Annotated in this window: 14 protein-coding genes; 7 read left to right on the forward strand and 7 right to left on the reverse strand. The window is 69.5% G+C overall.

Annotation, left to right across the window (positions count from 1 at the left end; all coding sequences use genetic code 11):
• The first annotated feature begins 2 nt into the window (after positions 1 to 2).
• Genes menC through lysA form a run of 7 tightly spaced genes read left to right on the forward strand, consistent with a single transcriptional unit; the run spans position 3 to position 8,886 of the window.
• A complete protein-coding gene (gene menC, locus ACFWW8_RS15895) occupies positions 3 to 1,181 on the forward strand; it encodes an o-succinylbenzoate synthase (protein WP_386528833.1) in 1,179 nt (392 codons plus the stop codon).
• Complete coding sequence (locus ACFWW8_RS15900) at positions 1,178 to 3,226, forward strand: alpha/beta hydrolase family protein (protein ID WP_386528836.1); 2,049 nt, start codon at positions 1,178 to 1,180, stop codon at positions 3,224 to 3,226. Before menC ends, ACFWW8_RS15900 begins: the two co-directional genes overlap by 4 nt.
• Entirely contained in the window at positions 3,223 to 4,194 is a 972-nt protein-coding gene (locus tag ACFWW8_RS15905) for an LD-carboxypeptidase (RefSeq protein WP_386528839.1), read from the forward strand. The genes ACFWW8_RS15900 and ACFWW8_RS15905 overlap by 4 nt, the downstream gene beginning before the upstream one ends.
• Complete coding sequence (locus tag ACFWW8_RS15910) at positions 4,182 to 5,015, forward strand: M55 family metallopeptidase (RefSeq protein WP_386528842.1); 834 nt, start codon at positions 4,182 to 4,184, stop codon at positions 5,013 to 5,015. Before ACFWW8_RS15905 ends, ACFWW8_RS15910 begins: the two co-directional genes overlap by 13 nt.
• Complete coding sequence (locus ACFWW8_RS15915; protein WP_386528845.1) at positions 5,012 to 6,214, forward strand: M20/M25/M40 family metallo-hydrolase; 1,203 nt, start codon at positions 5,012 to 5,014, stop codon at positions 6,212 to 6,214. Before ACFWW8_RS15910 ends, ACFWW8_RS15915 begins: the two co-directional genes overlap by 4 nt.
• Positions 6,211 to 7,536: a M20/M25/M40 family metallo-hydrolase gene (locus tag ACFWW8_RS15920; RefSeq protein WP_386528848.1), complete on the forward strand. Its 1,326-nt coding sequence runs from the start codon at positions 6,211 to 6,213 to the stop codon at positions 7,534 to 7,536. The genes ACFWW8_RS15915 and ACFWW8_RS15920 overlap by 4 nt, the downstream gene beginning before the upstream one ends.
• A 27-nt stretch (positions 7,537 to 7,563) precedes the next feature.
• Positions 7,564 to 8,886, forward strand: a complete 1,323-nt coding sequence (gene lysA, locus ACFWW8_RS15925) for a diaminopimelate decarboxylase (protein ID WP_386528851.1) — start codon at positions 7,564 to 7,566, stop codon at positions 8,884 to 8,886.
• A 45-nt stretch (positions 8,887 to 8,931) separates the two neighbouring features.
• Here lysA and ACFWW8_RS15930 read toward each other — a convergent pair whose 3' ends face one another.
• From ACFWW8_RS15930 to ACFWW8_RS15960, 7 genes are all read right to left on the reverse strand, one after another.
• Entirely contained in the window at positions 8,932 to 10,467 is a 1,536-nt protein-coding gene (locus ACFWW8_RS15930) for a PucR family transcriptional regulator (RefSeq protein ID WP_386528854.1), read from the reverse strand.
• Between the two features lie 94 nt (positions 10,468 to 10,561).
• On the reverse strand, positions 10,562 to 11,434 hold the full coding sequence (locus ACFWW8_RS15935; protein WP_386528856.1) for a MurR/RpiR family transcriptional regulator: 873 nt from the start codon (positions 11,432 to 11,434) through the stop codon (positions 10,562 to 10,564).
• A 232-nt stretch (positions 11,435 to 11,666) separates the two neighbouring features.
• Positions 11,667 to 12,962: a cyanophycinase gene (locus ACFWW8_RS15940; protein ID WP_386528858.1), complete on the reverse strand. Its 1,296-nt coding sequence runs from the start codon at positions 12,960 to 12,962 to the stop codon at positions 11,667 to 11,669.
• A 16-nt stretch (positions 12,963 to 12,978) separates the two neighbouring features.
• Positions 12,979 to 14,211 carry a M20 family metallopeptidase gene (locus ACFWW8_RS15945; RefSeq protein WP_386528861.1) on the reverse strand — a complete coding sequence of 411 codons (1,233 nt, stop codon included), beginning with the start codon at positions 14,209 to 14,211 and terminating at the stop codon, positions 12,979 to 12,981.
• Complete coding sequence (locus tag ACFWW8_RS15950) at positions 14,208 to 14,972, reverse strand: amino acid ABC transporter ATP-binding protein (RefSeq protein ID WP_386528863.1); 765 nt, start codon at positions 14,970 to 14,972, stop codon at positions 14,208 to 14,210. The genes ACFWW8_RS15945 and ACFWW8_RS15950 overlap by 4 nt, the downstream gene beginning before the upstream one ends.
• Positions 14,969 to 15,931, reverse strand: coding sequence for an amino acid ABC transporter permease (locus tag ACFWW8_RS15955; protein ID WP_386528865.1), 963 nt, complete (start codon positions 15,929 to 15,931; stop codon positions 14,969 to 14,971). Before ACFWW8_RS15955 ends, ACFWW8_RS15950 begins: the two co-directional genes overlap by 4 nt.
• A gap of 3 nt (positions 15,932 to 15,934) precedes the next feature.
• Positions 15,935 to 16,885 (reverse strand): ABC transporter substrate-binding protein, encoded by a 951-nt coding sequence (locus ACFWW8_RS15960; protein ID WP_386528867.1) that lies wholly within the window; start codon positions 16,883 to 16,885, stop codon positions 15,935 to 15,937.
• Positions 16,886 to 16,921 lie beyond the last annotated feature (36 nt).

Here is a 16,921-nt window from a genome sequence, read left to right on the forward strand (position 1 = left end):
TCATGAGTACCCCGTCCCCCGGTCGCACCTCCTGCGATCCGTCCCTTCCCTCGAAGGCGTCAGACATCACGGTCGTCAGGATCGAACTGATGGCCGTCCGTCTGCCGCTGCGTCGCTCCTTTGCCACCAGCAGCCACCGCAAGGACCACCTCGATCACATCCTGGTCAGGCTCACCGACCGGGAAGGGGCGCAGGGCTGGGGCGAATGCGCGTCGCCCAGCCACCCGTACTACGGGCCGGAGACCTTCTCCAGTTGCTGGAACGCGCTCAAGGACTACTTCGCCCCCTTGCTCATAGGTGAGCGCTGGGACCACCCCGAAGAGCTCGAGGCCGTATGGATGCGCATACGCGGGAACCTGTTCGCCCGGGCCGCCCTTGATACGGCGTGCTGGGACCTCTATGCCCAGCGCCGGAACCGGTCCCTCGCCTCGGCCTTGGGGGGTTCGGCAGAACAGGTCGAGGTGGGCGTGAGCCTCGGTATCGAAGAATCCATCAGCGAGCTGCTGGACCAGGTCGACGACCACGTCGGCCAAGGCTACCGGCGGATCAAGCTGAAGATCGCACCCGGCTGGGACGTAGCCCCGGTGGCCGCAGTGCGCGAACGTTTCCCGGACACGCCTCTGCAGGTCGACGCCAACGCCGCATACAGCAGCACTGTCGACCACCGCAGGGTGATGCGCGCCCTGGACGGCATGGCCCTGCAGATGATCGAGCAGCCCTTCGCCGCGGATGACCTCCTGGCCCACGCGGAACTCCAACGGGAGCTGAGGACCCCGGTATGTCTGGACGAATCCATCACCAGCGCGTCCACCGCGCACACCGCCCTGGGCCTCGGCGCCGCGAAGATCATCAACATCAAGGTTTCACGTCTCGGCGGGCTGACCGAGGCCAGACGGGTCCATGACCTGTGCACGCGGTCCGGCATCCCGGTGTGGTGCGGAGGCATGCACGAGTTCGGTGTCGGGCGGGCTGCGAACCTGGCACTCGCGACGCTCCCCGGCTTCACCCTGCCGGGCGACATCTCAGGCTCGGACCGCTACTTCACGGCCGACGTCCTCGCTTCTCCCATCACGGCCACGCGCGGCCGCGTGAGCGTGCCCTCCGCACCCGGCCTGGGCGTCACCATCGACCGCGACGCCGTACGCACCCACCTCCTCGAGAAGATTTCGGTGGCCCAGTGAGCACGACACCGCCCCTTCGGCTTTCCTCCGTCCCGCACCGGCTCCCGCGCCCGGAGACCGCTGCCACCTGGGCGTCTGCGATCAGCGCCCGCGACGTGGCCCTCGAAGACGGCATCCCCGGCTGGGTCGAACTCGTCGAGGGCCCATCCGGCCTGGACGTGTGGTGGGATGAGCCGCGCCCGCTGGAGTCGGGCCGCCGGTGCGTCGTCAGGCGCGGCCTGGACGGCACGGTCACCGATGTCATGCCCCCCGGTTACAACGCCCGAAGCCGCCTGCACGAGTACGGCGGCCGGCCTTGGAGGCCCGCCGAACTCGACGGATCGCCGTACATCGTGTTCGTCAACTGGGCCGACCAGCGGCTCTACCTGCACGCGCCGGGCCCCTCGGGCGCCCCGCGTCCGCTCACCGCGCTGCGGGAAGGTGCCAGGTCGGTGCGCTACGGCGACCTGTACTGCCCGCCCGGTCGGGCCGAGGTGTGGTGCGTGCGGGAGAGCGTGGGGTCCGATCCCCTCGACGTCCAGCGGGCCCTGGTCGCCATTCCTCTGGACGCAACCGCCGCCGACGACGACTCGTACGAGCATGTCATCGCGGTGAGCCATCACTTCATGACGTGCATGCGGATGTCCCCCGACGGCCGGCACGTGTCCTGGATCGGCTGGGACCACCCGAACATGCCCTGGGACGAGACACACCTGTGCCTCGCCTCCTTCGATGCGGCGACCGGTCAGGTGGGTTCGCACCGTGTGGTGGCCGGAGGACCCGGGCAGTCGGTCTGCCAGGCAGAGTGGCACGATCCGCAGACTCTGTGGGCTGTGACGGACCCCGGGGGCTGGTGGAATCTACACCTGGTGCCCGTCGACGGGCGGCCGGCCGTCCCCGTGGCTCCGCGTGAGGAGGAGTTCGGCGGCGCGCTGTGGAAGCCGGGGTCGGTCTGGTTCGCGCCCCTGGAAGACGGACGCGCCGTGGCCATCCACGGCACCGGCGGCGGACGCAGTCTCTCCGTGGTCGACCCGGACACCGCCGGCGTCGACTCCCTCGCCCTTCCGTTCAGCGACTACGCCCAGACAGTCCATGCGCACGGCGACAGCATCGTATGCGTGGGCGCGTCCGCCACCACTCCCTACCAGGTCGTTCTGGCCTCGCTGTCGGGCCGCTACCAAACGCTCACCCCGCGACCCTCCATGGCGGCACTGGCTCCGTGGCTGCCCCGGCCACGCCCGCAGGTCTTTCAGCGGCCGGACGGCCTGCCCGTCCACGCCAACCTCTATCCACCGCGCAACCCGGACCACCAGCTGCCTCCCGCAGAGCGGCCGCCGTGGGTGATTTTCGCCCACGGGGGCCCGACCGGGGACTCACCCATGGTCCTCGACCTGGAAGTCTCCTACTTCACCAGCCGCGGCATCGGTGTCGCCGACGTCAACTACGGCGGCTCCGTGGGCTACGGCCGTGACTACCGTGAGCGCCTGCGCGGTGGATGGGGTGTCGTCGACGTCGAGGACTGCGCTGCCGTGGCCGAAGGGCTGGCAGCTGCCGGCCTGGCCGACCGCAGCCGGCTGGCCATCCGGGGCGGCAGTGCCGGCGGCTGGACCGCCCTGGTGTCACTGACCCGTGCGGGCCTGTACGCCGGGGCCGTCGCCCACTACGGCATCACCGACCCCGTGACATGGGCGCGCGGCACGCACGACTTCGAATCCCGGTACCTGGACGGACTGATCGGGCCCCTGCCGGCCAGGATCCACTCCTACACCGAACGCTCTCCCGTCCTGAACGCGGGAGCCGCCACGGGACCGGCGCTTCTCATGCACGGCCTGGATGACGTCATCGTCACGCCAGATCAGTCGGCTGCCTTCATCAGCGCCCTCGAAAGCCACGGCGTGCCCCACACCCACATCCAGTTCCCCGGCGAACAGCACGGCTGGAGACGGGCGGACACGATCACCCGCGCCCTGGAGGCAGAGCTCGGCTTCTACCAAACCCTCTTCGCCGAACCGGCCGCCCTCCCCGAGAACCCCGACGGTCATGACGAGGGAGGTGGCGAGCGATGACGAGTGCTCCCGCCGTCACCACGGCGCCGCCGGCCCTCCGGCCCGGCGACACCGTCGCGGTCACCGCACCCGCCGGCCCCGCGGACTCGATGTTGTTGTACGACGGCATGTCCGTCCTGCGGTCCTGGGACCTGCGCGTGCGGGTCATGCCCCATGTCGAGGACGGGTACCTCGGCCACCTGGCCGGCACCGACCAGCAGCGTGCCCAGGACCTGCAGACGGCATGGCTGGACCCTCAGGTCCGGGCGGTCTTCTGCGCCCGCGGCGGTTACGGCAGCCAGCGGATGGTGGATCTGCTCGACTGGGACCTCATGGCTGCCGCCGGCCCGAAGGTCTTCGCCGGGTCCAGTGACATCACCGCCCTGCACGGTGCGTTCGCCGCCCGTCTGAATCTGGCCACACTGCACGCGCCCATGCCGGCCACCCAAGCCTTCACCGGAAACGCACGCACAACCGATCACCTTCACACCCTGCTGTTCCATCCGGACAGGGTCCGCAGTCTGCCGGTTCCCCTTCGCGCCCTGGTGGCCGGCCGCGCCCAGGGGATGCTGGCCGGCGGCAACGCCAGCCTCCTCGCCGCCAGTGCCGGCACGGGTGATACCCCGGTACCAGACGGCTGTCTGCTGGTGCTCGAGGAGACCGGCGAAGAGCCGTACGCACTCGACCGGATCCTGACCCAGCTTCTGCGCGCCGGCCTGCTCCAGCGCGCCGCCGCAGTCGTCCTCGGCGACTTCACGGACTGTGGTCCGCCGGAGGAGATCCACTCAGTCCTGACCGACCGACTTGCCGGGCTGAACATTCCGGTCGCCGCAGGACTCCCGGCCGGACACGGACCCGTACAGCTCACTGTGCCGCTGGGCACACCCGCTCGCCTGGAGGCGTCCACCGCGCCGGGCGCGAGCCGTCTGGCTCTGCTGCGCTCCCCTCTGCGCACCGACGAAAGGAATCCATCGCCATGCGCGTCATGATCTCGGCCGACATGGAAGGAGCTACCGGTGTCACCTGGCCCGAGGACGTCGAGCCGGGTACGCCGGCCTGGGACCGTATGCGCCGCCTGATGACCGGCGACGTCAACGCCTGCGTCGAGGGACTGTTCGCCGGAGGCGCGACCCACGTCCTGGTCAATGACGCCCACTACACCCAGCGCAACCTCCTCATCGAGGACCTCGACGAGCGCGCCACCCTGCTCACCGGCCGGCACAAGCCGCTCGGCATGATGCACGGAGTTCAGGACGCCGACGCGGTGGTCTTCCTTGGCTATCACACCGGAGCCGGCCGGAGCGGCGTGCTGGCCCACACCTACCTCGGCGTAGGGCTGACAGGCTTCCGTATCAACGGCGAGGACGCCGACGAAGGCCGCATGAACAGCCTTATGGCCGCCGAGTACGGCGTACCTGTCGTCTTGGTGACCGGTGACGACCTCACCTGCGCAGCCGCCAGGAAATGGGCACCCGGTGCGCTGACCGCAGCCGTCAAGGACTGCGTCAGCCGATATGCCGCGGTCTGCCTGCCCCCCGCCCGCAGCGGCGCCCTGATCCGACGGCAGTCCGAGCTCTCCCTGGCCCGGGTGTCAGCGCAGAGGAGGGCCGAGCCGGTGACGGGTCCTTATCTCTTCGAGGTGGACTTCCACGCCACGCACCTGGCCGAAGCCGTCGCGGCTGTCCCCGGCGTCGAGCAGACCGGCCCGTGCTCCATTGCCTACACCTCTGTCACCGTCACTGAAGGAGCCCGCACGTTCAAGGTCTGCACCACGGTCGCCGGGGCCGCAGCAGAGGATCATTTCGAATGAACCTCACCGGCAAGGCGGCCCGCGCGCTCAACGGCGCCGCGGAAACGATGCGCGACGCCGTGGTCGAGCGCACCGTGACCCTGGCACGGCTGGAGTCCCCGACAGGAGACGCCCGGCGCCTCACGGCACTGGCCCACGAATTGGCCCACGGCTATGCGCAGTGCGGAGGGCACACCACACTGCTGCCCGGACCCGGAGGCGACCACCTGGTGGTCGAGTTTCCGTCCGAGGACATGTCGTTGCCCCATCTGCTGGTGGTGGGTCACTACGACACCGTGTGGCCGGCGGGAACCCTGGACACGTGGCCGGTCACCATCCAAGACGATCGCCTGCACGGGCCCGGCGTGTTGGACATGAAGGCCGCCCTCGCCCTCCTGCAATGCGCCTTCGGCCTCCTACAACAGCTCGGCTTCCCTGCGGCACAGCCTGTCCGCGTCGTCCTCGTGAGCGATGAGGAAATCGGCAGCCCACACGGGCGGGCTGCGGTGGAGCAGCACCTGCCGGGTGCGGCGGCCGTCATCGGACTGGAACCACCTCACCCCGACGGCAGAGTCAAGACAGCTCGCCGCGGCAGTACGCGCCTCCGTCTGACGGTCACCGGCCGCGAGGCCCATGCCGGCCTGGACGCCGCCCAGGGCATCTCTGCCGTCGATGAGCTCGTCGATCAGCTGATCAAACTGCGCACTCTCATACACACCCGCGGGACTGCGGTCAATACGGGCCGCATCGAAGGGGGTACCCGCGCCAACGTCATCGCCGGACGCGCCCATGCCGAACTCGGGCTGCGTTTCACCACCCCGGAAGCCCAGAGGGCGACCCTGGGCGTCTTCCGCAAGCTCAGGCCCATGAGAGCACAGGCCACACTCGAAACAGAAGTACTGTCCGACCGGCCGGCATGGCCTGAGCAACCCTCCAACTGGCTGATCCACCACGTCCAGGCGATCGCGACGGCCCTCGGCCAAGACATCACGGGCGCGCCCGCCGGCGGCGCCGGTGACACCAACCTCCCCGGCTCGCTGGGCTTTCCCACCCTCGACGGGCTCGGCGCGAACGGGGCCGGACCGCACGCCCGGCACGAACACGTTCTCATCGGTGCCCTTGCTCCGCGCCTGGCGCTCCTGACAGCCCTCCTGGCCACCTCGCTGCCCGCCCCCGACGGCCGCTCACGCATGAACATCCTGAACGGACCTCGGCGATGAGCGATTTCGCGACCGACGTCGTCAGCATCTGCCGGCACCTGCTGCGCACGGACACGACCAACCCCGGTGACGGTTCGGGCCCAGGTGAGCGCGTAGCCGCCGAGTACGTCGCTTCCCTGCTGTGGGAAGGCGGCGTCAAGGCGGAGATCGTGGAGTCCGCTCCGCGCCGCAGCACGGTCCTGGCCCGCATCGCAGGGACAGAACCGACGTTGAGCCCGCTGTTGATACACGGGCATCTCGACACCGTCCCCTTCGACGCCGCCGCCTGGTCCCGTCATCCGCTGTCCGGCGACGTACACGACGGTTGCCTGTGGGGTCGCGGAGCGGTCGACATGAAGGGCAGCGTCGCGACGACCCTTGCCTTGGTGCGGCACTGGGCGCGCGTCGGCCGCCGGCCTCGCCGCGACCTCGTGCTGGCCTTCCTCGCCGATGAGGAGTCCACCGGGGACTACGGCTCCCGCTACGTCATCGAGCACCACCGCGAGTACTTCGACGGGTGCCGGGAGGCGATCAGCGAATCGGGGGGCTTCTCCATCAGCGACCGGCCGCGCACCGGCGCCCGGGAGGGCCAGGAGCTGCGCGTCTACCCCATCGCGGTGGGTGAGCGGGGTACGGCATGGATGCGGCTGCAGGCGACGGGGACCGCCGGGCACGGGTCGAAGAACGGAGAGGACAACGCCGTCGCCACGTTGGTCCATGCTCTTTCCCGGTTGGCCGCCCATCGATGGCCCACCGTCTTGACGCCGCCCGTCGAGGGTCTGCTCCGTGAACTGGAGCGCATCCTCGGCATCGCCATCGACCGTGACCGTCTGGAAGCGGAGGCCGCACGGCTGGGCCAGGTCGGCGAACTGTTCGACTGCACGATACGCAATTCGGCGAATCCGACCGTGCTGCAGGCCGGCGACAAGGTCAACGTGATCCCCGGCGTCGCGCGCGCTCAGGTCGACGGCCGTTTCCTGCCCGGCCAGCGCGACCACTTCCTGGCCACCGTGGAGCGCCTGCTGGGACCCGATGTCAGCCGCGAGTTCATCAACCTCGAAGACTCCGTGTCCGCCGAGCACACCAGCACCGCCTTCGCGGCGATGTCCGCCGCCTTGCGCGCGGAGGACCGTGACGGCCATCCCGTGCCCTTCGTCATGTCGGGCGGAACCGACGCCAAGTCCTTCGCGCGCATCGGCATCGGCTCGTACGGATTCACACCGCTCCTCCTGGATCCGGCCATGCACTACTACGGCATGTTCCACGGCATCGACGAACGGGTTCCGATCACCGGACTCGAGTTCGGCGTTCGCGTCCTGGACCGCTTCCTGACCAGCTACTGAACCTCTCACCGGACCCGGAGAACCTCTGTGACCACCATCATTCAACCCCCGCTTGCCGGTCGGCTGTGGCCCGCGGGGACCAGCGTGACACCGACCGGGCTCCACCTGTCGGGGATCTCGCTGTCGGAGCTTGCCGCCACGTACGGAACCCCGGCCGTCATCCTGGACGAGGACGACTTCCGGGCCCGCTGCCGCACCTGGCGCCGGGCGTTCGCGGGCCACGACGTCTACTACGCGGCCAAGGCATTCCTGTGTCACGAGACCGCCCGCTGGCTGAGCGAGGAAGGCATGGGCATCGACGTGTGCTCCGAAGGGGAACTGCGCACCGCCTTGGAAGGCGGAATCGCACCCCAGGTCATCGTGATGCACGGCAACAACAAGTCCACGGCCGAACTCGCAGCGGCGGTGAAGCATCAGATCGCCTTGGTGGTCATCGACTCGCTCGACGAGATCCGGCGCCTTTCGGCGGCCGCCGTCGCGGCAGGCCGCGAGCAGCGCATCCTCATCCGCGTCACCCCGGGCATCGACGCGCACACGCACACGCACATCACCACCAGCACCGACGACCAGAAGTTCGGCTTCTCAATCCGCGCCGGTGCCGCCGCCGAAGCAGCGAAAGCGGTCCTCGCCTCCCCGGGGCTACGCCTGGTCGGCCTGCATTCGCACCTCGGATCGCAGATCACCAGGCCGGATGTCCTCCACGAGGGCATCGTCGCGCTCGTATCCTTCATGGGCTCGCTGGCGCGCCGGCACGAAGTCAGCACCGACGTCCTCGACCTGGGCGGGGGCTACGCAATTGCCTACACCCCCGACGATGTCCCCCTCGACATCGCGACGATCGCCCCGCAGCTCATCGACTGGGTGACCCGCGCCTGCCAGGACGCCGACCTGCCCGTGCCCCGGCTCGCGGTCGAGCCCGGCCGCGCCGTCGCCGGACCGACCGCCCTGACGCTCTACCGGGTGGGCACCGTCAAACGCCAGCAGGGACTGCGAACCTGGGTGGCCGTCGACGGCGGAATGAGCGACAACATCCGGCCCGCCCTGTACGGGGCTCCGTACAGTGTCGCTCTGGCGAACCGTACGAGTTCGCGAGCAGCGGAGGTGTTCACCGTCTGCGGCCGCCATTGCGAGTCGGGTGATGTCATTGCCAAGGACGTTCTGCTGCCCGGCGACCTCGAAGTCGGGGACCTTCTGGCGGTCCCTGCTTCGGGGGCCTATCACCGCTCCATGGCCAGTACCTACAACATGCAGCCGAGACCCCCTGTGATCGCCGTCAGCAACGGTCACGCACGTCCCATTGTCCGGCGGGAAACACTGGAGGACCTTCAGCGCCTCGATGTGCGCACCTGAGCCCGCCGCGGTCGCCGGCGCCGAACGCGGCGACGCCGTTCGCGCTCAGGAACCGGTCGCCTGCTCTCGGGCCTGGAGGGCGAGCCAGAGATCCACGCGGTCCTCGCAGCGCTCCATTTGCCGGCCCGTGAGTTTGGCGATCTTCGCTATGCGGTTCTGCACCGTATGACGGTGCAGTCCGAGCAGGGCGGAGGTCTCGGCCCAGGATCCATTGGTCTCCAGCCACACCCTCAGCGTTTCGATGAGCTCGCCGTCACCGTCCGCCGTATCGAGCGGAGCCAACGCCGTATCGGCGAAGGCGGCCAGAACCGCCGGGCTGCCCAGGCTCAGCAGCAGGCGGACCGATCCGGCCTCGGTCGCCATGACCGGCCGGGCGAGCTCGACACTCGCCGGGAGAAGAGCGATGGCCTGCCTCAGCGTGAGGGCTGCGTGCTGGGGGGTGACTGCCGGACCGATGCCCGCGGGACGCCCGGGGGCGAAGCGCGTGAGCAATGAGGTGACGTCGGTCCCGTCGGGGAGGACGGCTTCGACGCTGGCGCCTACGACGCGCACCAGGCCGCCGGGGACGGCCAGGGCCAAGTCCGCCGCCAGAGCCAGCACTTCTTCGCGCCGGGTGGAGACGTCCGCCCGGGCGGGCGGCGAACCTTGCTGGGCTTGGATCGCCACCGCACGGATGGGTCCGGTGCTGAGGCCCACCGATTTCAGGAGGGCTTCGGCGTGGCCGGCGGCGAGATCACCGGCGAACAGCCGGGCCAGCAGCGCTGCGCGTCGCCGGCGTTCGGGTTCGTCGGCCAGGTGCCGTCGTTCGAGCTCGACCGACAAAAGGGACACGAGTACGCTGCTGAGGAGGCGCGATTCGGTGCTGTCGGTTCCGAGGAGCAGTACGAATCCTCTCAGGCGTGCTGCCCCGAGGGGCTGCACCTGCACCGGGCCGGAGGGTATGTCGCCCCCGGCGCTACCGCGGAGGTCCCGCAGAGCAACTGCTTCGAGGATTTCGGCGGCCTGCGCGAGGACGGTGGGCGCCTCCGTGCCGACGCTGGCCAGCGGACGACCGAGGACGTCACACACGACCGCGGCCATACCGGTGGCCAGGTGCCAGGCTCGTAGAAGCCCGTCGAGACCGTCGCCTGATGCCACGGCGGCTGTCAGGCGGCGCTGTGTACGCAGGGTCCGTTCAAGGAGGCGTCGTTCCTCCGCCGCGCGGGCGTCGAAGACAGCCTTGGTGACGGCGGCCGGGGGGACTCCTTCAGGGATGGTCAGAAGCGGGAGACCGCACTGCTCGGCGAGGTCACTGAGTGCGGGGGGCACGTACTGCAAGGGCAGTGACGGGCCCAATCCCAAGACGACGGCCGCGGCGCGAGCCCGGCTCAGGTCGTCGACAAATCCCGCGTAGTCCTGTGGATCGACACCGAGGAGCAGCGCCGTGGTCATGACCACTTCGCCCCCTTCCATCCACGCCGAAGGCCGGGTCACCTCGGAGGCGTACGCGGCTTCCACGGTGCGGCTCAGTCCCTTGCTTCCCGCCGCCAGGGCGAGGTGGAGCGAGGGGATGGCGAGAAGGTCGCGAACCGTGAGTGGCATGGACCAAATCCTCGACTAAACCGTGCGGGTTGTCGACGCGGGTGGAAGCTGTGGGTGACCTCAGGCCTTCCCGGCACAGCGCGTCGGGGAGTGGTCAGACGAGTCCCGACCGTCGGGCGACTTCCTCGTAGTTCTTCATCCGCTCGTGGGCTTCGCCTCCCAGGGCGTTGATGACGCCGGCCACCAGTGCTTCGACGACGGCGAGGGTGGGGACGAGGCTGTCGTAGGGCGAGAGGGTGCTGACTTGGCTGGGCAGGACGACGTCTGCGTGGGTCGCGGCGGGTGAGAGCCACGGGTCGGTGAAAACGATCACTTTGCCGGCGGCTTCACGGACGAGTTGGGCGATGGCCGTCTTGTCGTCCTCGTAGCGGCGGTAGTCGAAGAGGACCACCACGTCGCGCTTGCCGAGCTGGGCGAGGGCGGCGGTACGTTCGACCGGACGGTCGGGCAGGAGGCGAACGTCCTGGCGCAGCTGCATCAGGTGCAGACCCAGATACTGCGCCAGGAGGTGGGTGAAGCGGCCCCCCGCGACGGTGATGTGGCATTTGCGGTCCGAGAGGAGGGTCACGGCACGCTCGAAGTCGTGGGGCGGTATTTCGGCACACGTCTGGACGAGAGCGGCGGGCAGGACCGTACGCGCCCGGGCCAGGGCGCTGGGCTGGGCTGCGTTCGGCGAGTCGTCGTCGCGGGCGAACTCGTTTGTCTCGTACAGGGTGAGGGGCGAGGCGTTGCGGGCGTCGAGTTCGCTGCGAAGTGCGGCTTGCAGCTCGGGAAAGCCCCGGTAGCCGAGGCGGGCGGCGAAGCGCAGGACGGTGGGGGCGGAGACGGCGGCGCGTTCGGCGATGATGGCGACGGTCTCGAACACGGAGGCGGGATATCCGGCGAGGAGCACGCGGGCGACCTTGCGCTCAGCGGGGCTGAGGGTGCCGAGGTTGTTGCGTATGTCGTCGGCGAGGGTGCTGCTCATCGGATGGGGGTCCTCTCTGGTGGTGCAGGCCGCATCCGCCGAGCCTAAGGGCTGTCCCGTGATCCCCGGCGGGCGCGCGGCGCGCTGATCCACCGGGGATTACGGGAGAGCCCTTACGCCGTCTCCTTCGGATCGTGTCGACCCGGCACGATCCGAAAGAGACGGCCTGGTACCCGGCTCGGCGCATGCGGTGTCCCGGCGGGCCGCCGTCGGCCGGGAGCTTCAGGGGGTGTTACTGCGCGGTGATCGAGAGATCGAGTCCGGTCAGGGTGGCCGGGGTTGAGCCGTCCGAGGTCCAGGTCGCGGACCGGCCGCTCTTGGTGAGCGTGACGGTGAATCGGGGTGCGGCCTCGTGGGTGGTGGCGGTCGCGGTGCGCTGGGCTCGGGTCGCTGCCAGGGCGCGGGCTGTACCGAGCAGGGAGTAGGGGCGGCCGTCGGCGTTGTCGGCGGAGTAGAAGACGTCTGTGTTCACGGGTACGGGTGCCTGGCCGAGTGTGTGCAGGTGGCGCTTGGTGGCGGCGGGGCGGGTGGTCCAGGTGTGGGCGGCGTAGCGGTCGCCGTCGGTGAGGTGGTTGTAGCGGGCACCGTGCGCCGACCAGCCCTGGGGGGTCTTCTTGGTCTGTACGCGGCGCAGATCGAGGATGGTGACGCCGTTGGTGCCGCGGACGGTGATGCTCTCGGTCGCGGTGCCGGGGCGGTCGACGACGATGGCGGTGTTCTCCTCCAGGGCGTACACGCGGTCGTGGCCGGTGTCCGCGGCCAGGCGCAGGGCTCGTCCTTCACGTCCGTACGCCCCGGTGTGGGTGTCGATGAGGCCGGAGGTGAGGAAGCCGAAGCCGCCGGCGGGCAGGTAGCCCAGCCGGGCGGGGTCGTCGAAGTAGCCGGGTGCGCTGCCGTCGCGCAGTCCTTGGTAGGAGTCACCTCCGGTGACCATGTCGCGGCCGGCGGCGATCTGGGCTCCGGCGGAGGAGCCGGCGACGACGGCACCGGAGGAGAGCTTGGCGCGTATCGCCGCGAGGACCTTGGAGTCGGTGTGCTGCTCGCCGTGCAGGAGGGTGGTGACGTAGCGGTACTGATCGCCGCCGCCGAAGAAGAAGCCCGTCATGGCGTTGATCTGGGCCACGACCTCGTCGGAGTCGGCGGCGTCGACGTGGTCCAGGTCCACGGGGATCCATTGGGCGTCGGCGGCGCCGTGCTGCTTGAACAGGCCCGCGTAGTGGGCGCCGTTGCAGGCGGAGTTGCTGCACCGCTGGGGGTCGTCGGCGTGGGGGTCCTGACTGGCTGGGACGGAGGCCGCGGTGATGACTCCGATGCGTGCGCCGGCGCCCCCGGCGCGCTTGATGATCTCGCCGTACACGGCGGTGTTGTCCGCCTTGAGGCCTCCGCCGACCAGCACCAGGGAGCCCCTGGTGGGGGGCTTGAGGCTGGGGGCTGCGTGAGCGAGGGGGGTCGTGGTCAGGGCCAGGACGAGGCCGGCGGCGCCGGCGGTGAGAACGGCGCGTCGGGGTGAGGTGGAGGGGTGGCGCATGAGGGCCTCCTGCGAGTCAGGGCTGGGGGGCGGGGTCGGGGTTGCGGTCGTCGGCGAGGGCGATGACCAGCGAGGCGAGCAGCGCGATGCGCGGGGCGATGGAGTCGGTGTCCAGCCATTCCTCGGGGGTGTGGTCGGCTCCCCCGACCGGCCCGAGCCCGTCCAGCACGGGTACGCCCGTGCCGGCGATGGTGTTGGCGTCGCCGACGCCGCCGGTGGCTGCCGCCCCGAAGCGCAGGCCGAGTTTGTGGCCCTCGGCGCAGGCGAGTTGGAACATGCGGCGGCTCGCGGGCGTGTCCTCCATGGGCGGGCACAGGTCGAGTTGCTGGACATCGGCGGTGGTGCCGGGCACTTCGGTGCGGCTTGCCAGCTCGTGGATGGCCGAGCTGATGCGCTGCACGGTGGCGGCCGTGGCGGCGCGGACCTCGACGTGAAGTTCGGCCTGTGGTGGCACGATGTTGGCTCGGGTGCCGGCGCGGACGACGCCGACATTGACCGTGGCGTCGTCCCACCTCCCGTTGAGCGCTTGGAGGGCGAGGGTGAGGTGGGCAGCCGCCAGGGCTGCGTGTGCCCCCCGTTCGGGTTCGATGCCGGCATGGGCGGCGCGCCCGTTGACGGTGATCAGGAAGTCGGCGACGCCTTTGCGGGCGATGACCACATCGCCGTTCTCCCGGGCGCATTCCAGGGCCAGCGCGTAGTGCATGCCGCGGGCGGTCCGCCGGGTGATTTCGCTGCTGGAAGGGGAGCCGATCTCCTCGTCGGGGGTGGCGAGCAGCACCAGTTCCGCGTACTGGTGGAAGCCGGCTTCTTCAAGGATCTCCAGGGCGGTGAGGCCGGCGAGGAGGCCACCCTTGTCGTCGCTGACGCCTGGTCCGTGGGCCAGGGATCCGGCCAGTTCGAAGGGCCTGGCCGCGGCGGTGCCGTCTTCGAAGACGGTATCCATGTGGCCGGCGAGGAGAATGCGTCGCCCGCCTGCGGCGGCGGGCAGGCTTCCCTGCTTGCGGGCGACCAGTACGTCGCCCAGGGCACGGCCGCGATGTCCGGGCAGAGCGGTGCGCTCGGTGGTGAAACCGATCCGCTGCAGGCGGGCCTCGAACCAGGCGGCGACGCGGTTGATGCCGTCGGGATTGTAGGACCCGGAATCGATGGCGACGAGGGCGCTGAGGTCTGCCAGGTACTCACTGTGGCGGGCGTTGGCTCTGCTGTGCAGGGTGCGCGGTTGGAGCTGCCGGCCGAGCGTGGCGGTCACAGGACCGCGGAGAGGAACGCGCGGGTGCGTTCCTGTTCGGGCTCGACGAGGACGTGGCGGGGGTCGCCTGCTTCGACGACGACGCCCTCGTCCATGAAGACGGCGGTGTCGGCGACTTCGCGGGCGAATCCGATCTCGTGGGTGACGACGACCATCGTCATGCCCTCGCTTGCCAGGGTACGCATGACGTCGAGTACGTCGCCGACCAGTTCGGGGTCGAGCGCGGAGGTGGGTTCGTCGAACAGCATCAGTTTGGGTTTCATGGCCAGGGCGCGGGCGATGGCGACGCGCTGCTGCTGGCCGCCGGAGAGCTGCGCGGGATAGTGGCCGGCGCGATCGGCGAGACCGACCTGTTCGAGGAGGCTGTGCGCTTCCTGCGCGGCCTGTGCCCGTGAGGTGCCAGCGACGTTGACGGGCGCTTCGATGATGTTCTGCAACGCGGTCATGTGGGGGAAGAGGTTGAAGCGCTGGAAGACCATGCCGATGTCGCGGCGCCTCAGGGCGATCTCACCCTCGCGCAGCTCGTGGAGCTTTTGGCCCTGGCGGCGGTAGCCGACGAGGTCGCCGTCGACGGTCAGTGCTCCCGCGTCGATGCGTTCCAGGTGGTTGATGCAGCGCAGGAAGGTCGACTTGCCGGATCCGGAGGGGCCCAGCAGGCAGCAGACCTGTCCGCGTTCGACGGTGAGGTCGATGCCTTTGAGGACTTCGAGCTTGCCGTAGTTCTTGGTGACGGCTTTGGCCTGCACCATGGGCGTGGTCATCGGCCGGCCTCCTTCTTGGTGCGGCGTGCCAGGGTGGTGCTCGCGCTGCCGAGCATGCGCTGCATCACGGACGTGCTCTGGCTGCGGGCGGTGCCGCGGCCGTAGCGGCGTTCGAGCCAGGCCTGCGGGATGCTCAGCAAGGAGACGAGGGCCAGGTACCAGAGGCTGGCGACGACGAGCATGGGGATGACCTGGTAGTTCTGGGCGTAGACCTCTTGGATGTTGGACATGAGGTCGTGCGCCCCGATGATGGAGACCAGGGCGGTCATCTTGAGCATGTTGATGGTCTCGTTGCCCATGGGCGGGATGATGACGCGCATGGCCTGGGGAAGGACGATCCGGCGCGTGGTCAGGGCCGGACGCATGCCGAGGGAGTGGGCTGCCTCCGCCTGGCCGGGGTCGACCGACTGGATGCCGGCGCGGACGATCTCGGACGCGTAGGCGGCTTCGTTGAGGCCGAGGGCGAGGAGGGCGGCGACAGCGGGGGTCAGGACGCTGTTGGTGTCCCACGAGACGAAGGTGATGTCGGTGAACGGCACGCCGATCTTGATCTGTGAGTAGAGGGCGGCGGCGTAGCCCCAGAAGATGATCTGGACCAGGAGTGGGGTTCCGCGGAAGGCCCAGACGAACAGGGAGGACATCCCGTAGAGGATGGGGCTGCTGGAGAGCCGCATGACGGCGATGACGGTGCCCAGCCCAAGGCCCAGGGCCATGGCTGCGGCGGTCAGCCACAGGGTGGTTGCCAGGCCGTCGAAGATGAGACCGGCGAAGAGGTAGTCCCCGACCACGTTCCAGCGCAGGTTGTCGTTCTTGGCCAGGGATCCAACCAGCCCGACCAGTGCGGCAATCGCGGCCGCCGCGGCGATCCAGCGCCCGTAGTGGCGCAGCGGTACGACCTCGAGGGTCTCCTGCGAGCCGTGCAGGTCCCGTTTCATGTCCGTGTGAGAGAGGGTCGCCATGGATCAGTTCACCGACGCATTCCTGGTGGCTTCCTTCACCGCGATGGAAGCGACGCCGTACGTGTCGCAGATCTTGTTCAGGGTGCCGTCGTCGATGAGCTGCTGAAGTGCCTTCTGGATGGCGTCGGTCAGCTCCGGCAACTTCTTGGAGACGGCGATGCCGTTCGGGGAGGCGTTGTAGCCACCGAGAGCCGCGGGGTCATCGACCAGGTCGAATGCCTTGCCGTCGTCGGCGGTCTTGGCCGTCCATCCGGCCGCGGGCTTGGTCAGGACGTCCGCGACGACCTTCCCGGCGCGCAGGGCGAGCTGGGCGTCGGAGTCCTTGGGGAAGGTCTGGATGGCGATCTCGCCCTTGCCCGTGGCCTTGCATCGGCTCTGGTGCGCCTTGAGGAGGTCGAGCTGGTTGGTGGCGGCCTGGACACCCACCGGCTTGCCGCACAGGTCATCCAGTGTGGCGATCTTCGCGGGGTTGCCTTCGGCGACCATGATGCCGGAACCGGACTGCGAGTAGTCGACGAAGTCGACGACCTTCTGCCGCTCCATGTTGTCGGTGATGGCGGACATCGCCACATCGAACTTGCCGGCCTGGATGGCGGGCACGATCCCGTCGAACTTCTGCGGGGTGAAGGCGAACTTCACCCCCAGCTTGGCGCCCAGCGCCTGGCCGAGGTCGTAGTCCACGCCGGTGAGCGCACTCTCGCCTTCCTTGACGAACATCTCGAAGGGCGCGTACGGCACATCAGTCGCGACCCGCACCGTTCCCGACTTCTTGATCGCTGCGGGAAGGGCGTCGTAGAGCGCCTGGTCCTTGCTGATCGCCGTGCCGGCGACCGTCGCGTCGGCTCCGCCGGCAGCGGCTGAGTCGGCGCTCGAGTCGGAACAGGCGGTCAGGACGGCCAGCGCCGTCGCCGCACCGAGGACTGCCGCCAGCGGTCGGGCGAAATGAACGTTCATCGGGTCGAACCTCTCCGGTCGGGCCGACGGAAGCGT

Origin of the sequence: Streptomyces sp. NPDC058701 (assembly GCF_042715295.1) — a bacterium.
GTDB lineage: Bacteria > Actinomycetota > Actinomycetes > Streptomycetales > Streptomycetaceae > Streptomyces.